The organism is Nocardia sp. CC227C, assembly GCF_030767025.1.
GTDB lineage: Bacteria > Actinomycetota > Actinomycetes > Mycobacteriales > Mycobacteriaceae > Nocardia.
In genome coordinates this window covers 530667-548488 of the sequence record NZ_JASITE010000001.1, presented here as the reverse complement: position 1 = coordinate 548488, position 17822 = coordinate 530667, and the positions used below count along the sequence as shown (strand labels likewise).

Genomic DNA, 17822 nt, shown 5'->3' with positions numbered 1-17822 from the left:
CACGGTCATCGGGCGATCAGCTCCTCGGAAGCCAACTTCGCGCTGGCGCGCAGGAATTCGTCGTTCTCCGCGGCCAGCCCGACGGTGGCGCGCAGATAGCCGGGAATGCCGACGTCGCGAATGAGCACGCCCTCGTCGAGGTAGCGCTGCCAGGCACGCGGCGCATCGGCGAAGCAGCCGAACAGGATGAAGTTGGCGTCGGAGGGGACCACCTCGAAGCCGAGGGTGCGCAGTTCCGCCGCCACCCGGTCGCGCTGGCGCGCGAGTTCGGCCACGCTGCCGAGGGTTTCGTCGGCGTGCCGCAGCGCCGCGCGCGCCGCGGCCTGGGTCACCACCGACAGGTGGTAGGGCAGCCGCACCAGCAGCAGCGCGTCGATGACGGCGGGTGCGGCGGCCAGGTAGCCCAGCCGCCCGCCCGCGAACGCGAACGCCTTCGACATGGTGCGGGTGACCACGAGTCTCGTCGGATACCGGTCGATCAGGGTGATGGCCGAGGGCACGGCGGAGAACTCCCCGTACGCCTCGTCCACCACCACGATGCCGGGGGCGGCGTCGAGGATCCGCTCCAGGTCCGCCAGCGGAATGCTGTGCCCCGTCGGATTGTTGGGGCTGGTCACGAAGACCACGTCGGGACGGCGCTGAGCGATCACCCCGACCGCGTAGTCGATGTCGAGGGAGAAGTCGCTACCGCGCGCGGCCTCCACCCACTCGGTGTCGATGCCCTCGGAGATGATCGGGTGCATCGAGTACGAGGGCACGAATCCCAGTGCGCTGCGGCCCGGTCCGCCGAAAGCCTGCAACAGCTGTTGCAGGATCTCGTTGGAGCCGTTGGCGGCCCACACATTCGACGCGTCCACCGCGACACCGGTCTGCCGGGTCAGGTAGGCGGCCAGGTCGGCGCGCAGGGCCACCGCGTCGCGGTCCGGATAGCGGTGCAGGTCGACGGCCGCGGCGCGAATGGATTCGGCGACGTCGTCGACCAGCGCCCGGCTCGGCGGATGCGGATTCTCATTGGTGTTGAGCTGCACCGGCACCGTGAGCTGCGGTGCGCCATAAGGCTTCTTGCCGCGCAGATTGTCCCGCAACGGCAGCTCGTCGAGGGTGATGCCCGCGCCGGGAACGGCGTTCGCGGTGGCGGTGCGCTCCGGACGCGCGCTCATGACAGCGCCCCGAACCGCACCTGCACGGCCTGGCCGTGCGCGGGCAGGTCCTCGGCGTTCGCCAGGGCCACCACGTGTCCGGCGACATCCTTCAGGGCCGACTCCGAGTAGTCGACCACGTGGATGCCGCGCAGGAAGGTCTGAACGCTCAACCCCGAGGAGTGCCGGGCACATCCGGCGGTGGGCAGCACGTGATTGGAGCCCGCGCAGTAGTCGCCGAGGCTGACCGGCGACCAGGCGCCCACGAAAACCGCTCCGGCACTGCGCACCCGGGCCGCCACGGCGGCCGCGTCGGCGGTCTGGATCTCCAGGTGCTCGGCCGCGTAGGCGTTCACCACGCGCAGGCCCTGGTCGATATCGTCGACCAGCACGGTGCCGGACTGCTTGCCCGCCAGCGCCTCGGCCACCCGGTCCCGGTGCTTGACCACCGCCAACTGCGTGGTCAGCGCCGCGTCCACGGCGTCGGCCAGTGCCACGCTGTCGGTCACCAGCACACTGGCGGCCAGCACATCGTGTTCGGCCTGGGAGATGAGGTCGGCGGCGACATGCGCCGGATCGGCGGTGGCGTCGGCCAGGATCGCGATCTCGGTGGGCCCGGCCTCCGCGTCGATGCCGACCAGGCCGCGGCACAGCCGCTTGGCGGCGGTCACGTAGATATTGCCCGGACCGGTGATCATGTCGACCGGTTCCAGCCGTGCGCCGTCGGTGTCGGTGCCGCCGTAGGACAGCAGCGCCACGGCCTGCGCCCCGCCGACCGCCCACACCTCCTCGACGCCGAGCAGCCGGGCGGCGGCCAGGATGGTCGGGTGCGGCAGGCCGCCGAAGCGGGCCTGCGGCGGCGAGGCCACCACCAGGGATTCCACCCCGGCGGCCTGCGCGGGCACCACGTTCATGACCACGCTGGACGGGTAGACGGCATTGCCGCCCGGTACGTACAGGCCGACGCGCTCGACGGGTACCCATCGCTCGGTGACGGTGCCGCCGGGCACCACCTCCGTGGTCTTGTCGGTGCGACGCTGGTCGGCGTGCACGACGCGGGTGCGGTCGATGGCGACCTCGAGCGCGGTGCGCACCGCCGGGTCCAGCTCGGACAGAGCCTTGTCGAGTTCGGCGGCGGGTACCCGCACGCTGACGGGAGCCACGCCGTCGAACTTCTGGCTGAACTCCTGCGCCGCCGCGACGCCCCGGTCGCGGATGGCCTCCACGACCGGCCGCACGTGATGCAGCACCGAGTCCACGTCCACTCCCCCGCGCGGCAGTGCCGAGCGGAGTTCAGCAGCGGTGGGCGTACGTCCGCGCAGATCCACGCGGGCGAGCTCGATGCGGCTTGTCATAGCGCTGTGCAGTCCTTGTCTGTGCTGATCGAGTCTGTGCTGATCGAGGTTTGCCGAACGGGGCGTGAACACCCGATTCGTCCACTTGACAGCCTATCCGGCCCACGCCGGCGGGTTCCCGGCGGCCGCGCGGCGCGGGCGACCCGCTGGTCATGGGGGGTGCGGAGGGCGCGAATCCGGGCCGGTACGCCGCCGTCACCGCCGATTCTCGCGGGTCACCGTTGTGTTTCCGCCACTCGGAGGCGGCGTACCGGGCGGGTGTGCCCGATATCATCGACAGTGGCGCGAATTACGCGGCGTGACCGGGATTCGAGCCGAATGATCTGCTCCGAGCGCGCGGTGCCGAGGGTGGACGCGGCCGGATCTCCCGAACGGCACCGGACGCCTGTCACCCGATTCGCCGATGATAGTCCGAGGAGCTGGAGTGAACACAGATCCGGAGACCGATGCCCGGCGCGGCACCATCCGTCACCACCGTCCCCCGATTCCGTCCCGGCGTTCCCCCCGTCCCGCCGCCGACCCTGTCGGCGTGGACGCCGAATCCGTCAACGCGTCGATCGCCGCCCTGCGGCTGTCCGACGAGCGGGTGCTGCTGGTGCCCGCCCGCGGGCTGCGGATCGGCCGGACCCGGGACAACGATCTGGTGCTGGACGACCCCCGGGTCAGCCGCACCCACGCCCGGCTGGTCGTCGGCGGCACCGCGGTGGTGATCCACGACCTTCGCTCGGTGAACGGGGTGTACGTGAACGGCGACCAGATCACCGGCCAGGCCGCGCTCGCACACGGTGACACCCTCGGAATAGGCGTCACCACATTGCGTTTCGAGCGGATACCGCACCGGTAGCCGCGATCACGCCACCGTGAGCCGGTGGATCACCATCGGCTCGGCCAACACCGTGTCGAGCACGTCGCGTACGTGCCGGAAGTGCGGTGTCTCGAAATGCTCGTCCAGCGCGTCGGCCCCGGTCCACTGCTCCACCAGCACCCAGTGCGTGGCGTCGTTGGGATCGACGAAGGGCTGGTAGGCCAGGCAGCCGGGTTCCGCCAGCGAGGGTTCGATCATGCCCTCGAGCGCGGTGCGCAGCCGGTCCTCCCGGCCGGCGTGGGCGTGGAACTCGGCGGTCACGTGCAGGGTCATGGGTGTGCTCTCCTCGCGGGTCAGGGGCGGGCGGGGCCGATGCCCGCGCCGGTGGTGGTGATGGCGGTGGCGATCTCGTCGAGGTCGGCCGCGGTCAGCGCCAGCTCGCGCGCGTTGATCCAGCCGTCGATCTGCGTCGGGGTGCGCGCCCCGACGATGGCTCCGGTGACGCCCGGCCACGCGGTGGCCCAGGCGAGGGCGATCTCGGCCACGCTCACGTCGTAGCGGGCCGCGATGGGGCGCAGCGCGTCCACCAGGGCGAGGTTGGCGGGCAGATCGGTGGTGAAATCCGGGCTGCCGCTGCGCCAGTCGTCGGGGGCGAGCTCGCGGTCGGCGGTGAAGGCGCCGGTCAGCAGGCCGGACTGGAGCGGCGAATAGACGATGACGCCGGTGTCATGGGCTCGCGCCCAAGCGATTTCGGGGGCGGCGGCGCGGTTGACGGCCGAGAACGGCGGCTGGATCGCATCCACGTGGGCGATGGATTCGGCGATGTCCAACTGTGCCGCATCATGATTCGACAGACCGATGGCCCGGACCTTGCCCTCCTTCTTGAGATCCGCCATGACCTGCCAGTACTCCGCCAGCGGCGTGGCGTTGCCGGAGGTCTCGGCCTCGCCCTGGTACACGAAGACCTCACCGGTGTCGGGCCAGTGCACCTGGTAGAGGTCGATGTGGTCGACGCGCAGGCGGCGCAGCGACGCCTCGAGCTCGGCGCGCACGGTGTCGGGACGCATGACGCGGCGCGGCGGGCCGGTGCGGTCGTCGTCGGCTTCCCAGATGAGACCGGTCTTGGTGAAGAGATAGGGGCGCTCGGCCTCCGGCAGATCCGCCAGGGCGCGGCCGACCAGTTCCTCCGCATGGCCGAGCCCGTAGGCCGGTGCGGTATCGAGCCAGTTGATACCGCCGCGCACCGCGTGGGTGATGGCCGCGATGGAGTCGGCGTCGTCGGTGGCTCCCCACGAGTACTGCCAGCCGGCGCCCGAGATGACCCAGGTGCCGAGGCCGAGCGGGGTGATGTCCATGCCGGTGTCGCCGAGTGGGCGGGTGGCGTGCATTCGACTCTCCTGTTCGAGGCCGGACCGGTTCCGGCCGCGATGCCCACACTCGTTCCCCGTGCCGCGCCGAAACAGCGCCGCGCCAGCCTGGGCTCCGGATGACCAGGACGGTCCGGCGCCCGGATCGGATACTGGACGCATGGTCTTGGATCGACGTGCGGAACTCGGCGAATTCCTGCGCTCCCGGCGCGCACGACTGCGGCCGGACCAGGTGGGACTGATCGACCACGGGGTGCGGCGGCGGGTGCCGGGCCTGCGCCGCGAGGAGCTGGCGCTGCTGGCCGGGGTCAGCGTGGACCACTACGTGCGGCTGGAGCAGGGGCGCACCCTGCATTTCTCGGAATCGGTGCTGGACGCGGTCTCGCGGGCGCTGCGGCTGAATCCGGTGGAGCACGACCACCTGTACCGCCTGGCGCGGCCCTGGTCGGGCACGGAGACGCCGGGTGCGCAGCGGGTGCGCCCCGGACTGCTGCGGCTGTTGGAGGCGGCTCCGGATGTGCCCGCCTACATCGTCGGCCGCGGCACCGCGGTGCTGGCGTGGAATCGCGCGGCCGCCGTGCTGCTCACCGACTTCGGCGCGCTCCCGCCGCACGAGCGCAATCTCGCGCGGCTGGTTTTCCTCGACGAGGGCATGCGCGGCCTCTACGAGGACTGGCCCGCCAAGGCCGCCGACGTGGTCGCCTATCTGCGGCTGGACGCGGCCCGCAACCCCGGCGACCCGGCCATCGCCGCCCTGATCGACGATATGTGCCGGGACAGCGCGGATTTCGCCGAACTGTGGCAGCGCCACGACATCAAGGACAAGACCCACGGCCGCTATGTGTACCGCCATCCGATGGTGGGCCGCATCGACCTCGGCTACGAGACCCTGCGCCTGCCGGACGATCCCGATCAGGGACTGGTCGCCCACACCGTGGAGCGGGGCTCCACGAGCGAGGTGGCGCTGCGGCTGCTCATCAGCATCGACGCCCCCGTCTCCACGTGATCGCAGACGCTACCTCAACGAGCGCAGGGTACCAACAGCGTGATCAGCCTGGACGGTTGGCTGCCGCGCAGGCCGACTGTGCGACCCCGAGCGGGCGAGATGCGGGCGCTGCCTGCAGTTTTGCTACGCATTCATCGAAATTGCCTACGACACCGAGATTACAAGCGCTTTGCTCGACAGCGGTGATGCCCTGCCCATTGTTGACCAGGAGCATTCGGCAGTCGGATGCGCTTGCCTCTGCGGAACCGGCGGCGAAAGACGAGAACGCGGCCAACCCCAACACTGCAGTACCCGTCAGCGCCGCACGACGCAAATTGAAGAAACGTATGACCGACATCGAAATCTCCTCCCCTGGAGGAGCTTTCGATTCCCCTCCCTGGGATGAGCTTAGAGTGTCCGCCGACCACGATCAACCGGAATCGAACCGAGGCACTACACCGATGCCTGTGCCCGGCCACCGCGAACGAAGTCGGAAAAGCGCTGTACGATCGCCGGTACGACCAACAGCGCGGATCACCTCACTACTTGGTAGCGCTGTCGATCACGAGCCTGCCGCTCGGGCTCTCGACAACACGGAGCGACAGTGACTTGGACCGACCACCGTAGGTGATCGATGACAGAGTCATCTCGGCTGAGCCGTCAGCTCCGTTGGAACCAGCGATCCCCTGGTAGTCCGCAACCCTGTTCTGCGACCAGAACTCCTGGAAGGCATCGAAGTCGCCGTACACCTGCTGCGCTGCCGGGGTCAACATACTCCACGCTTGGTTGTATGAATCTGACAACAAGGCGTCGTAGAAGTACTTGATCTGCAGCCCTGCCTGTCCGACATTGACGGTGCCAGCGTTCTTCGCCTCGCCCAGCGCGGACGTGTCCTCGGTGGTCTGCGGCGCTCCGGTCACCTTCGAGGTGGTGGGGCCGCCCGCGTCGACGCCCGAACCGCCTTCGCCGCCACCGGAATTGAGCATGGCGGCAATCACGCCGCCCACCACGACCAGGACACTCACCAGGGCGATCCAGACGAACTTGCGACTGCCGGGCTCGTCGGCGTGCGGCTCCATGGCGGTGTGCGTCGCGGGGCCGTGCGAGGTCGGGGGCCGCGGCGGCGGCGTGGACTCCAGCAGGGCCGCGGCGCTCACCGCGCCGGTGGGGATGTCCGCGTTGGCGGACGGGCGGCGGTCGATGGGCCGGGTGGGCTGGCGCGGCGGCGCGGGGCGGCGCGGCGCTTCCGGTCCGCGCTGCTGGGGGCGGCGCGCGGCCAGCACGCGGGTGGCGTCGGCATCCGGGCCGACCTCGGCGAAGTCCGCCATGCGGTCGCGCACCTCGTGCATGCTCGGCCGGTCCTCCGGCTCGAAGCTCAGCAGGCGGCGCAGCAGATCCTCCAGCGGACCGGCGTTGCGTGGCTCGCTCAACTGACCGTTGGCGGCCGCGTACAGCAGTGCGAGCGGATTCGGGTTGGTGCCGTAGGGCGGTTCGCCCTCCAGGGCGTGGAACAGCGTCGCGCCCAGGGCGAAGACATCGGCGGCGGGGGTCGGCTCGGCTCCGCGCGCCACCTCCGGGGCCAGGTAGGCGGCGGTGCCCGAGATGAGACCGGTGGCGGTGAGCGTCACATCGCCCTTGGCCTTGGAGATGCCGAAGTCGGTGATCTTCACCGCCCCGTTGTCGCCGAGCAGGATGTTGCCGGGCTTGACGTCACGGTGCACGATGCCCGCGCGGTGGGCGGCGATGAGCGCCGAGGCCACCTGCTCGCCGATGCGCGCCACCTGCGGCAGCGGCAGCGTGCCCTGCGAGGACAGTACGACGGCGAGGCTCTGCGAGGGCAGATACTCCATGACCAGGCACGGGTCGCCCTCGTGCTCGGTGATGTCGAAGACGACGATGGCGTTGGGGTGCTGGAACCGGGCGGCATTGCGGGCCTCTCGGGCCGCGCGCTGCCGCACCACGTCCTTATCCGCTTGGGACAGGGTCGGCTGGGTGAGGATCTGTTTGATCGCCACCGACCGTTCCAGCCTCTCGTCGACGGCTCGCCAGACGACGCCTGTGCCGCCGCTACCAATCCGTTCGACCAGGCGGTAATGCCCTGCGATCACTTGGCCGGTTTCGATGGCACTACTCCGAAGTTCTCCGCGATGAATGACTGTGTCGGGGCGGTTGCCCGCGTGTTTCCCCGCACGAGTGTAGCGGGCCGCGAGCGTCGCGCCGACGTCAGCGCGAGATATGACTGAGATCTCGCTGAGATCCTCGTCGCATTCGGGTGATTATCGCGTTACCAGCTGGGGAAACGCGAGCGTCGGTGTGCGGTGAGGATCACTATTCCCGACGCGCCACCCACGACCCGCGCACCAGTTCCGCCGCGTCGGCGTCCGCCAGCTCGATATCGAAGACCTCGGTCAGGATCTTCGGCAGCTCGGCGAACTCCAGCTCACGTGAATCGCCACTGCCGTCCGGATACTCCGTGGTCCAGACGGTGCCGTCGAGGACGTGGTGCGCCTCCGGCAGGAAGCGCTGCACGAACGGGCGGGTGGTGAACGGCGAACGCGGCGAGGTCGAGACGAAGTGGTTGCCGACCGCGTAGTCGATGCGGTACTGCGGGCTCACGGCGGCGGTGTGGCGGTCGATCCAGCCGTCGCGGCCGAAGTGGTGCAGCGTCCACTGCTCCACACCGAGTGGCCCCTCGGCGCGATCGAGCCGGTAACGCCAGGCGCCGAGGGCGAATTCGCCCCGGTCGGCGGTGAGCTCCACCGGCGCCAGGGGCCCGAAGCCGAAACCGACGTCGGTCAGCCAGGCCCGATCGTCGATCACCACCCGCAACAGAGCGTGGGTGGCGGGCCGCAGCGCCGCCGCACCCATGGTGACCCGGCCGGACAGTCCGGTGAATGTGAATCCGAGCCGTTCCAGCGCGGCGGCGAACAGGCCGACGTGCTCGTAGCAGTAGCCGCCGCGACGGCGCCGAATCAGCTTGTCCTGCACGGATTCGACGTCAAGGGGGATATCGCGGCCGAGGATGACCTCCAGGTTCTCGAACGGAATGCCGGTGGTGTGCGCGTAGGTGAGCCCGCGCAACGTGTCCAGGGTCGCTGTCCGCTCCCCCGTGTACCCGATCCGCGCCAGATACGCGTCCAGATCCAGGTCGTCGCCGTTCCACCCGTACGAGGGGTCCACCGGGGCGCTCATCTCTCCTCCGTCCTCCGCAGCCATCGATTCGATCAACAGTGTTCGGACCGAAGATGTTCCGCGCCAGTCTGCCGGCACCGCCGGAGGACGGTCACGACGGTGATTTCGTGGGCACGCCGGGTGCGCACCGCCGCCGAACATCGCGTGGACAGTGGTGATCGGGGCACTTAGCCTGGGACCGCGGCGGGGAGGCGGGATCATGGCGGATTCGATGCGGAAGCGGGCGCGGCCGTGAGTGCGCCGTTGGATCGACTACGGCTGTTCACGGTGCGGGAATTCGCGGTGCACTGGGGGCGGACGCTGGCGACCGTCGCGGTGGTGGCGGTGTCGGCGGCCTTCCTGGTGGCGGTGTTCGCCATATCCGGATCGGTGACCGGTTCGATGCAGCGGCTGACGACCGGGCTGGCGGGCAGTGCGGACCTGGAGGTCTCCGGGGTCACCGACGCCGGATTCGCGCAGTCGCTGCGCGACGAGGTGGCGGGCGCACCCGGGGTGGCGGCGGCGGTGCCGCTGCTGCGGGCGAATCTGCCGGTCGACGGCGAGCGGGTGCTGCTGCTCGGCATGGACGGATCGAGCGCGGCCCTGGGCGGCGACCTGAGCGGGGCGGTGGCCGACGACGCGGCCGGGTCGCTGCTCGGCGTGCCGAACGGAGTGCTCGTCGGCCCGGACCTGGGCTATGCGAAAAACGAGGTGTTCCAGCTGGGTTCGCTGCGGGTCACCGTCGCCGCCGTGCTCGCGGGCAGCGAATCGGCGCGCGTCAACGGCGGGCACTACGTGGTCGCGCCGCTGCCGCTGGCGCAGCGGATCGCCGGGCGCACCGGACAGCTCGACTCCATCATGATCGTGGCGGCACCGGATGCGGATGCGGGACGGCTGCGTTCGGCCGTGGACGCGGCGGTGGCCGGGCGGGCGATCGTGGCCGAACCCGCGGCGCGCGCCGCGGACGCGGGCAACGGCGTGCTCATGCTGCGGTTCATGGCCGCCATGGGTGCCGGCATCGCCTTCGTGGTGTCGGCCTTCCTGGTCTACAACACGATGAGTATGGCGCTGGCGCAACGCCGTCCGGTGATCTCCATGCTGCGAGCCATCGGCGGGCGCAAACAGACCATCGTGCGCGACACGCTCGCCGAAGCGGCCGTGGTGGGGCTGGTCGGCGGGGTGGTGGGCGGGCTGCTGGGGATGCTCGCGGGACGGTGGGCCATCGGCATGCTGCCGCCCGCCGTCACCCAGCTGGTGGAGGTGCGGCTGGAGTACATCCTGCCGGGTTACGCGGTGCCGGTGGCCAGCACGGCGGCGGTGCTGACCAGCGTCGGGGCCGCGGCGGTGGCGGCCCGGCAGGTGTACCGGGTGGCTCCGGTGGAGGCGCTGGCGCCGGTCGGGGTGTCGCGGGCCGACGCCGGGTCGCGGCGGACGCGGATCGCGGCCGCCGTGGCGGTGGTGGCGCTGGCGGCGGCGACGCTGCTGGTGATCCGCGCACAGCTGGGCGTGTTCTCCGCCGTCGCACTGGGATTCGCGTTCGGCGCGCAGATCGCGCTGGCCTTCCTGCTCACCGGGCCGATCGTGGCGGCGACCGCGGCGGTGGCGCGGCGCTGCGGTGGTGCCGGGGTGCTGGCGGCGGTGAATATCGAACGAGCACCCCGACGGGTGTGGGCCACCCTGATGACGGTCACCATCGCGGTGGGCATGACGGTGACCATCACCGGGGCCAATGACGACGCCGTGCGCGGGGCGCGCGGCCGCCGGACCGCGGGTCTTCGTCTACTCCGGACGCGAGGCCCTCGACGGCATCAGCGCCTCCATGACCCAGGCCATGGCGCTGGCCCGCGCCATCCTGGTGATCACCGCCCTCATCGCCGCCACCGCCCTGCTCAACACGCTCATGCTGGCCCTGCTGGAACGCCGCCGCGAACTCGGCATCCTGCGCGCCGTCGGCTCCACCCGCCGCTTCGCCCTGCGCATGATCCTCGCCGAGGCCGCCGCCATCGGGACCGTGGGCGCGGCCCTCGGCCTCGTCTTCGGCCTGCTCGAACAGTTCCTCTACGCCGCCATCGCCACCGATCTGCTCGGCATCGAGATCGACGCCCGGCCCGGCCCGCTGCTCCCGGTCTTCGTGGCGGCGGCCCTCGGCCTGAGCCTGCTCGGCTCGATTCCGCCCGCCCTGCGCGCGGCCCGGCTGAATATCGTCGACGCGGTCGCCGCGGACTGACGCCCCAGACCACGACCTCCCGGTAGGCCAGCCAGGTGGGCGTCCACCAGGTGACCGCGCTCGCCGACCCAGTAGTCGAGTAGCTGCTCGTCCACGACGTCGGCCACGGATCGGGGGAACGGGGAGGCCGAAGTATCGGCTGGCGGCCGGATGCAGATCCATGCGTTCTTCCTGAGTCGAAATGCGTTGCGTGGTCGGGCGTTCGGTCCGGCACGCTACGGCACGACACCGACGGGAACGCGATGTCGGGTGACATCCGCGGCCGGATGCGCGGCTGTCGCACCCGGCCGCTACCATTCGCCCATGCGTTCGATCGATACCGCGCAACGGCGCGCTCGACTGGCGGTCCGGCACCTGCTCTCCCCCGCAGCGCGGGTGGACGATGCCGCCGAGATCGCGCGGGCGCTGGTGGTGCTGCACGCCACCGATCCGGCGACGGTGTTCCTGTCGGTCGCCGCGCGCAGCCGGACGGCGGAGCCGCGACATGTGGAGAAGGCCCTGTACGAGGATCGGACGCTGCTGCGCATGCTGGCCATGCGGCGCACGATGTTCGTGGCGCCGATCGAGACGGTGCCGGTATTGCAGGCGTCGTGCGCCGACGTGCTGGCCGACAAGCAGCGAAAGACCTACGGGCGCTTCATCGAACAGGCCGGGGTCGTCGACGGGGAGGTGTCGGCGTGGTGGGCCGAGGTCGAGGCGCAGACGCATCGGGCGCTGCTGACACGGGGGGCAGCGACCGGGGCGCAGTTGAGCAAGGACGTGCCGCGGCTGCGGACGCAGGTCGACACCGCGCCGGGCAAGCCGTATTCGAAGCCGACGAATATCACCACCTGGGTGCTGGTGACCCTGGGTGCGGAGGGACGCATCGTGCGGGGGCGGCCCAACGGGTCGTGGTCCAGCAGCCAGTACACCTGGGCGCCGGTGGAATCCTGGCTGCCGGACGGGATTCCGGCCATGCCCGCCGACGAGGCGCGGGCGGAGTTGGTGCGGCAGTGGCTGCGTCGGTTCGGCCCGGCGCCGGTGAGTGATATCAAATGGTGGACCGGGTGGACCGTCGCCGAGGTGAAGAAGGCGCTGGCGCGACTGGATACCGTCGAGGTCGCGCTGGACGGCGGCACCGGACTGGTGCTCGCCGACGATCTGGACCCGGTCGCCGCACCGGAACCGTGGGCGGCGCTGCTGCCCGCCCTCGATGCGACGCCGATGGGGTGGCAGGCGCGCGACTGGTATCTGGGCGCGCACGGTCCGGCCCTGTTCGACCGCAATGGCAATGTGGGGCCGACCGTGTGGTGGGACGGGCGCATCGTCGGCGGCTGGGCGCAGCGGGCCGACGGCGAGATCGTGTGGCGGCTGCTGGAGGACATCGGTTCCGACGCCGAGCGCCGCATCGAGGCCGAGGCCGCCCGGCTCATCGACTGGTACGGCGAGATCCGGCCCATCCCCCGCTTCCGCACGCCCTTGGAGCGGGAGCTCACGGCCTGACCGGGACCCACGGCGCGCCCGGCGTCGGCCCACCGTGCGCACGCTGTTCCGCCCGGATTTCGTTCGGCCGCTTCGTCTTCCGTTTTATCCTTCAAATTCCGCCGGGTGTCGGGTGGACGGGTGCGCTGTTAGGGTCTGCTGGTACATCTGCATGTCCGGGCGCGGGGGCGCTGGCCCGGTTCTTCTCATCTCGGAGAGTGTCATGGCCTTCCTGAACCGCTTCCTCTACAACGCGCGCACGATCAGCCAGTTGGTCGATCAGGCGCCGAAGTGGCGGGAGCAGTTGCTGGCCAAGCGCACCGAGCTGCGCGGCGGCTCCTTCCGGGACGCCACCATGGGGATCTGCGCGCTGGTGGCGGCCGCGGACGGCAGTATCGATCCGACCGAGCGGATGCGGGTGGCGCAGCTCATCGGCGCCGATCCGGTGCTGCGCCAATTTCCCGTGGACGAGCTGCGAAATCTCTTCGAGGACAACTGCAATCGGATCGCCATGGATCCGGCGTTCGGCCGCGCCTACGTCATGCAGCAGGTCGCCAAGTGCACCGGCAAGCCGGCCGAGGCGCGTGCCGTCGTGCAGTTGGGCATCATGATCGGCAATGCGGACGGCGGCTTCGACCAGCACGAGGCAGCCACCATTCGGGAAGCCTGCCAGGTGCTGCTGCTGGATCCCGAGGAGTTCGGACTCCCCGACTGACGCGGCGGCCCTACATGTCCAGGCCGAGGTCCAGCACGCGCACGGAGTGGGTGAGCGCGCCGACGGCCAGATAGTCCACGCCGGTGCGGGCGTAGTCGGCGGCGGCGTCCAGGGACAGGCCGCCGGAGGACTCCAGCTTGGTGTGCGGTGAACGGGTGTCGCGGCGCTGCACGGCGGCCTGGGTGGCCCACAGCGGGAAGTTGTCCAGCAGGACGAGTTCCACGTCCTCGGCGAGCACGGCGTCGAGCTGCTCCAGGCTGTCCACCTCCACCTCGCAGGCGATGGCGGGGTTCAGGGCGCGCACCGCGTGCAGCGCGGCCACCACCGACCCGGCGGCGACCACGTGGTTGTCCTTGATGAGCGCGGCGTCGCCGAGCCCCATGCGGTGGTTCACGCCGCCGCCGACTCGGACCGCGTACTTCTGTAGTGCCCGCAGGCCCGGCAGCGTCTTGCGGCTGTCGCGGATGCGGCATCCGGTGCCCGCCACGGCGTCCACCCATGCGGCGGTGGCGGTGGCGATTCCGGAGAGGTGGCAGACGATATTGAGCATGGTGCGCTCGGCGGTGAGCAGGCCGCGGGTGGGAGCCACGATGCCCAGCACCGCATCACCCGGCCGCACCCGGGTGCCGTCCGGCACCCGCTCGGTGACCTCGTAATCGCCAGCACCGATCACCTCGTCCAGCACCAGCAACCCGATATCCAGCCCGGCCACGGTGCCGTCCTGGCGCGAGACCACCGCCGCCTTCACCGCGGCGTCCTCGGGCACCGTCGCCACCGTGGTGATATCGGGTCCGTAGCGCAGATCCTCGTCGAGGGCGGTGCGAATGAGCGCGACCACCTCGTCGCGGTCGAGTCCGGAATCGAGAGTCATCGCTGCACTCCTGGATCGATGGAACGAACACCGCGCGGGCGGACGGCGGTGCCGGGGCACGCTGCCGACGCGCATCCGCGTCCGGCGATGCGCCGCACCCCCGGATCCCGCGCAGCGGCACCGCGATCGGCGGGCGCGGTCGGGCTCAGGCGGTGGTCGGCCTCGCGGTACGCGACCGTGCGGGCATCCCCCACGCCTCGGCGAGTAGCGGCGGGAGGCCGACCACACCCTGGAGCGGCGGTGCCGGGGCACGGTGCCGACGCGCGTCCCGGAACGCGGTGCGGGACCGGATGCCGTCGAGCGGGAACGGCCGCGGCCACCGGCGGGCTCACGGTGCGGTCGGCACGGCGGTTCGCGACCATGCGGGGCACTCCTCCCAGCCCTCGGTGAGCAGTTGCGGGCGGCCGTCCTCGCCGAGCCGCACCGCGACACTGCGCCGCTGCTCCACACGCGGCTCCGGATAATCCGAACGAGTGTGGCAGCCGCGGCTTTCCGTGCGTGCCGCCGCCGCGACCAGCAGTACCCGGGCGGTGAGGGTGAGCGCGGCGTCCTCGATATCGGCGATGGTCGTCGGAATGTGCGCGGGCGCACCGGACCGCGGTTCGCCGAGCTCGGCGGCGTGCTGTCCGCGAGCGGCGGTGGGCGGCCCGATCCGGTGCCCGCCGCTGAGCCCGGCGGTATGCGGTGCGCCCTCCGGCCCGGCACTGTCGCCACCGAGAGACGGCCGCGATCGCGCGGCATCGGCCCCGCGCTGGAGTCCGCCGTGCGGGGCCGCGCCGCGTTCCCCGCGCGGATCGGCGTCCGCCCCGTCCAGCGGACCGGGAGGCGGAGTGTGCGGCGCGCCGAGTTCGCCGTCCCGCGCCGGGGCGTCGAACTCGATTCCGCCGGAATCGGTTCCGGCTCCGGCGGCGGCGAGCAGTTCGAGCAGGCGCAGCACGCCCTCGCGCAGGCCGTCGCCGTCGCGGACGACGGACGCGCGGTCGGTCATCAACCGTTGCAGGGCGGTGCGGTCGGCGCGGGGTAGGCGCAGGGGGCCGAGCTCGGTGACGAGGTCGGCTGCGCCGAGGCGTTCGGCGGCCGCCGCGCCCGCGCGTTCACCGACCACCAGTCCCTCGAGCAGACTGTTGGAGGCGAGCCGGTTCGCGCCGTGCAGGCCGGTGCGCGCCACCTCGCCCGCGGCGTACAGGCCGGGGACGGTGGTGCGGCCGTGGGTGTCGGTGACCACGCCGCCGCACTGGTAGTGGGCGGCGGGAGCGACGGGGATGAGCCCGGTGCGCGGGTCGATGGCCGCGGCCAGGCAGGAGGCGGTGATGGTCGGGAACCGCTGGGCGAAACCGTCGATGGCGCGGGCGTCGAGATAGACGTGCTCGGTGCCCAGTTCGCGCATACGGGCCGCGATGGCACGCGACACCACGTCGCGCGGTGCGAGGTCACCGCGCGGGTGTACCCCGGCGGTGATCGAATTGCCTTCGGTGTCCACCAGAATCGCGCCCTCGCCGCGCACGGCCTCGCTGATGAGCGGTCGCCGCCCCAGCCCGCCGCGGGCGTACAGCACGGTCGGATGGAACTGCACGAACTCCAGATCCGCCACCGCCGCGCCCGCACGCAGCGCCAGTGCGACGCCGTCGGCCGTCGCCCCGGCGGGATTGGTGCTGCACGCGTACAGCTGTCCCAGCCCACCGGTGGCCAGCAGCACGGCGGGCGCGTGCACCACGCCGAAGCCCCGGTCCGACAGGGCGAGCACGCCCCGGACTCCGGCCGGGCCGGTGATGATCTCCACGGCGGCCGCGCCGAAGATCACCGGAAGGCCCGCCGCGTTCAGCGCGCGCTGCACCTCGGCCCCGGTGGCATCGCCCCCGGCATGGATGATGCGCCGCGTGCTGTGCCCGCCCTCGCGGGTCCGCGATACCTGCCCGTCCCGCCCGAGATCGAATACCGCACCCAGATCGGTCAGCGCCGCGACGGCATCCCGCCCGCCCTCGACGATCGAGCGCACCGCGTCCGCATCGCACAACCCGGCCCCGGCCAGCACGGTGTCCTCGACATGCGACTCCACCGAATCCCCGTGCGGGGCCACGACGGCGATCCCGCCCTGTGCGTACTGCGTCGCGGTATCGGTCGGCCCGCCCTTGCTCAGGGTGAGCACGCGCAACCCCCGCAGCGACGCGGTGCGCGCGGCGGTGAGCCCCGCCACCCCGCCACCCACGACGACGAGATCGGCCTCGGCCTCCCAGCTGATCGTGATGCTCACCGGCTCTCTCCCTTCCCGGCGGTCGTGCGCGTCCAATGCGCCGTCGTGCCGCGGCGGAACGACCCGGCGCGAACTCGCGCACCCGGCACGCCGACAGTGCACGTCCCCGGCACGCCGCCCACGCGCACCCCAGGCTCCGGCGGCTCGGCGCACGTATTCACTCCCGGCACCGCCATTCGAGCTCCCGACTCGATGACCAGCCGCGCTCCCCGACCGGCGGCCATACGCGTCGCGAGCCCGGCTACCCGTGATACCGGCGCGGTCACCCGCGCGCCCGGTGCGGCAATCGGGCACGCTCCCCGACCGGCGACCATGTACTTCCTCAGCCCGGCGGCCAGCGCCCCCGGCTCGGCGGCCACGCGGGCCGCCGAGAGCTGGGGGCCGGTGTTCACTCGCCGCCGCCCGGATTGCCGATCTCGATCATCCGCTGCACCGAATTGCGGGCCAGGGCGGCGGTTTCGGGGTCGACGTGGACCTCGTCGCGGTTCTCCACCAGGGAGCGGAGCAGGGCGGCGGGGGTGATCATCTTCATGTACTTGCAGGAGGCGCGGTCGTTGACGGCCTGGAAGTCCACGCCGGGGGCGGCCTTGCGCAGCTGGTGCAGCATGCCGACCTCGGTGGCGACCAGCACCTGGTTCGCTGTGCCCGACTCGCCGCCGCGCGAACTCCGAGCCGCCGCGGCCTTGGCGGCGTCGATCATGCCGCCGGTGGACAGGATGTGCACCCGGTCGGCCGGGAACTCACCCGCGCCGGCGAGGTAGAGCGCCGAGGTGGCGCAGCCGCATTCGGGGTGCACGAACAGTTCCGCGTCCGGATGGGCGCGGGCCTGCTCGTTCAGCTCGTCGCCGTTGATCCCGGCGTGCACGTGGCATTCGCCCATCCAGATGTGCATGTTCTCGCGCCCGGTCACCCGCTTGACGTGCGCGCCGAGGAACTGGTCCGGCAGGAACAGCACCTCGCGGTCGGGATCGATGGAGGCGACCACGTCCACGGCGTTGGAGGACGTGCAGCAGATATCGGTGAGTGCCTTCACCGCGGCGGTGGTGTTGACGTAGGAGACCACCAGCGCCCCGGGATGTTCGGCCTTCCACGCACGCAGTTCGTCGGCGGTGATGGAGTCGGCCAGCGAGCAGCCCGCGCGCTGGTCGGGAATGAGCACGGTCTTCTCCGGGCTCAGGATCTTGGCGGTCTCGGCCATGAAGTGCACACCGCAGAACACGATGGTGTCCTCGGGCGCTTCGGCCGCGATACGGGACAGCGCGAGGGAGTCACCCACGTGGTCGGCGACGTCCTGGATCTCGGGCAGCTGGTAGTTGTGCGCGAGGATGGTGGCATTGCGCTCGCGCGCCAGTCGCTTGATCTCCCGCGCCCATTCCGGCGTGGCCTCGACTCCGCCGAAACCCGACGGTCCATCGGTGATGCGCTCGGTCAGCGGCATCATCGCACCCAGTGCAGCCATGGTCTGGCTCCTAACT

Annotated in this window: 14 protein-coding genes and 1 pseudogene; 5 read left to right on the top strand and 10 right to left on the bottom strand. The window is 71.3% G+C overall.

Features of this window, described 5'->3' with window-relative positions; all coding sequences use genetic code 11:
• Positions 1-5 precede the first annotated feature (5 nt).
• Together QMO76_RS02380 and hisD are read right to left on the bottom strand one after the other, a co-directional pair.
• Complete coding sequence (locus QMO76_RS02380; protein WP_306359461.1) at positions 6-1160, bottom strand: histidinol-phosphate transaminase; 1155 nt, start codon at positions 1158-1160, stop codon at positions 6-8.
• Positions 1157-2494 carry a histidinol dehydrogenase gene (gene hisD, locus QMO76_RS02375; protein WP_306359460.1) on the bottom strand — a complete coding sequence of 446 codons (1338 nt, stop codon included), beginning with the start codon at positions 2492-2494 and terminating at the stop codon, positions 1157-1159. Before hisD ends, QMO76_RS02380 begins: the two co-directional genes overlap by 4 nt.
• A gap of 424 nt (positions 2495-2918) precedes the next feature.
• Between hisD and QMO76_RS02370 the strand changes: the two genes are divergently transcribed.
• Positions 2919-3338 (top strand): FHA domain-containing protein, encoded by a 420-nt coding sequence (locus tag QMO76_RS02370; RefSeq protein ID WP_306359459.1) that lies wholly within the window; start codon positions 2919-2921, stop codon positions 3336-3338.
• A 6-nt stretch (positions 3339-3344) separates the two neighbouring features.
• On the opposite strand, the gene QMO76_RS02365 is transcribed toward QMO76_RS02370, so the two are convergent.
• Both QMO76_RS02365 and QMO76_RS02360 read right to left on the bottom strand, forming a co-directional pair.
• Entirely contained in the window at positions 3345-3632 is a 288-nt protein-coding gene (locus tag QMO76_RS02365) for a putative quinol monooxygenase (protein ID WP_306359458.1), read from the bottom strand.
• Positions 3633-3652: 20 nt separating this feature from the next.
• Positions 3653-4687, bottom strand: coding sequence for an aldo/keto reductase (locus QMO76_RS02360; protein ID WP_306359457.1), 1035 nt, complete (start codon positions 4685-4687; stop codon positions 3653-3655).
• A 139-nt stretch (positions 4688-4826) separates the two neighbouring features.
• Here QMO76_RS02360 and QMO76_RS02355 point away from each other — a divergent pair, with 139 nt between their 5' ends.
• Positions 4827-5672, top strand: coding sequence for a helix-turn-helix transcriptional regulator (locus QMO76_RS02355; RefSeq protein WP_306359456.1), 846 nt, complete (start codon positions 4827-4829; stop codon positions 5670-5672).
• Between the two features lie 43 nt (positions 5673-5715).
• On the opposite strand, the gene QMO76_RS02350 is transcribed toward QMO76_RS02355, so the two are convergent.
• The 3 genes from QMO76_RS02350 to QMO76_RS02340 all read right to left on the bottom strand — a co-directional run bounded on the left by QMO76_RS02350 (position 5716) and on the right by QMO76_RS02340 (position 8843).
• A complete protein-coding gene (locus QMO76_RS02350) occupies positions 5716-6009 on the bottom strand; it encodes a hypothetical protein (protein ID WP_306359455.1) in 294 nt (97 codons plus the stop codon).
• 184 nt (positions 6010-6193) lie between these two features.
• A complete protein-coding gene (locus tag QMO76_RS02345) occupies positions 6194-7759 on the bottom strand; it encodes a serine/threonine-protein kinase (protein WP_306359454.1) in 1566 nt (521 codons plus the stop codon).
• A 220-nt stretch (positions 7760-7979) separates the two neighbouring features.
• Positions 7980-8843 (bottom strand): arylamine N-acetyltransferase, encoded by an 864-nt coding sequence (locus QMO76_RS02340; RefSeq protein WP_306359453.1) that lies wholly within the window; start codon positions 8841-8843, stop codon positions 7980-7982.
• 231 nt (positions 8844-9074) lie between these two features.
• On the opposite strand from QMO76_RS02340, the pseudogene QMO76_RS02335 reads away from it, so the two are divergent.
• From QMO76_RS02335 to QMO76_RS02325, 3 genes and pseudogenes are all read left to right on the top strand, one after another.
• A pseudogene (locus QMO76_RS02335) lies at positions 9075-11049 on the top strand (ABC transporter permease).
• Positions 11050-11352: 303 nt separating this feature from the next.
• Positions 11353-12531: a winged helix DNA-binding domain-containing protein gene (locus tag QMO76_RS02330; protein ID WP_306359452.1), complete on the top strand. Its 1179-nt coding sequence runs from the start codon at positions 11353-11355 to the stop codon at positions 12529-12531.
• Between the two features lie 202 nt (positions 12532-12733).
• Positions 12734-13225, top strand: a complete 492-nt coding sequence (locus QMO76_RS02325) for a tellurite resistance TerB family protein (protein ID WP_306359451.1) — start codon at positions 12734-12736, stop codon at positions 13223-13225.
• A gap of 10 nt (positions 13226-13235) precedes the next feature.
• On the opposite strand, the gene nadC is transcribed toward QMO76_RS02325, so the two are convergent.
• The 3 genes from nadC to nadA form a co-directional block, all read right to left on the bottom strand.
• Entirely contained in the window at positions 13236-14096 is an 861-nt protein-coding gene (gene nadC / locus QMO76_RS02320; RefSeq protein WP_306359450.1) for a carboxylating nicotinate-nucleotide diphosphorylase, read from the bottom strand.
• Between the two features lie 328 nt (positions 14097-14424).
• The gene (locus tag QMO76_RS02315; protein WP_306359449.1) at positions 14425-16347 is read right to left on the bottom strand and encodes an L-aspartate oxidase; all 1923 of its coding nucleotides are present in this window, start codon (positions 16345-16347) and stop codon (positions 14425-14427) included.
• A 388-nt stretch (positions 16348-16735) separates the two neighbouring features.
• Entirely contained in the window at positions 16736-17806 is a 1071-nt protein-coding gene (gene nadA, locus QMO76_RS02310; protein ID WP_306359448.1) for a quinolinate synthase NadA, read from the bottom strand.
• Positions 17807-17822: the final 16 nt, after the last annotated feature.

What these genes read in the sequence shown, in the direction of transcription:
- QMO76_RS02380 (WP_306359461.1), bottom strand. Translation starts at nt 1,160, where the DNA reads ATGAGCGCGCGTCCGGAGCGCACCGCCACCGCGAACGCCGTTCCCGGC.
- hisD (WP_306359460.1), bottom strand. Translation starts at nt 2,494, where the DNA reads ATGACAAGCCGCATCGAGCTCGCCCGCGTGGATCTGCGCGGACGTACG.
- QMO76_RS02365 (WP_306359458.1), bottom strand. Translation starts at nt 3,632, where the DNA reads ATGACCCTGCACGTGACCGCCGAGTTCCACGCCCACGCCGGCCGGGAG.
- QMO76_RS02360 (WP_306359457.1), bottom strand. Translation starts at nt 4,687, where the DNA reads ATGCACGCCACCCGCCCACTCGGCGACACCGGCATGGACATCACCCCG.
- QMO76_RS02355 (WP_306359456.1), top strand. Translation starts at nt 4,827, where the DNA reads ATGGTCTTGGATCGACGTGCGGAACTCGGCGAATTCCTGCGCTCCCGG.
- QMO76_RS02350 (WP_306359455.1), bottom strand. Translation starts at nt 6,009, where the DNA reads ATGTCGGTCATACGTTTCTTCAATTTGCGTCGTGCGGCGCTGACGGGT.
- QMO76_RS02340 (WP_306359453.1), bottom strand. Translation starts at nt 8,843, where the DNA reads ATGAGCGCCCCGGTGGACCCCTCGTACGGGTGGAACGGCGACGACCTG.
- QMO76_RS02330 (WP_306359452.1), top strand. Translation starts at nt 11,353, where the DNA reads ATGCGTTCGATCGATACCGCGCAACGGCGCGCTCGACTGGCGGTCCGG.
- QMO76_RS02325 (WP_306359451.1), top strand. Translation starts at nt 12,734, where the DNA reads ATGGCCTTCCTGAACCGCTTCCTCTACAACGCGCGCACGATCAGCCAG.
- nadC (WP_306359450.1), bottom strand. Translation starts at nt 14,096, where the DNA reads ATGACTCTCGATTCCGGACTCGACCGCGACGAGGTGGTCGCGCTCATT.
- nadA (WP_306359448.1), bottom strand. Translation starts at nt 17,806, where the DNA reads ATGGCTGCACTGGGTGCGATGATGCCGCTGACCGAGCGCATCACCGAT.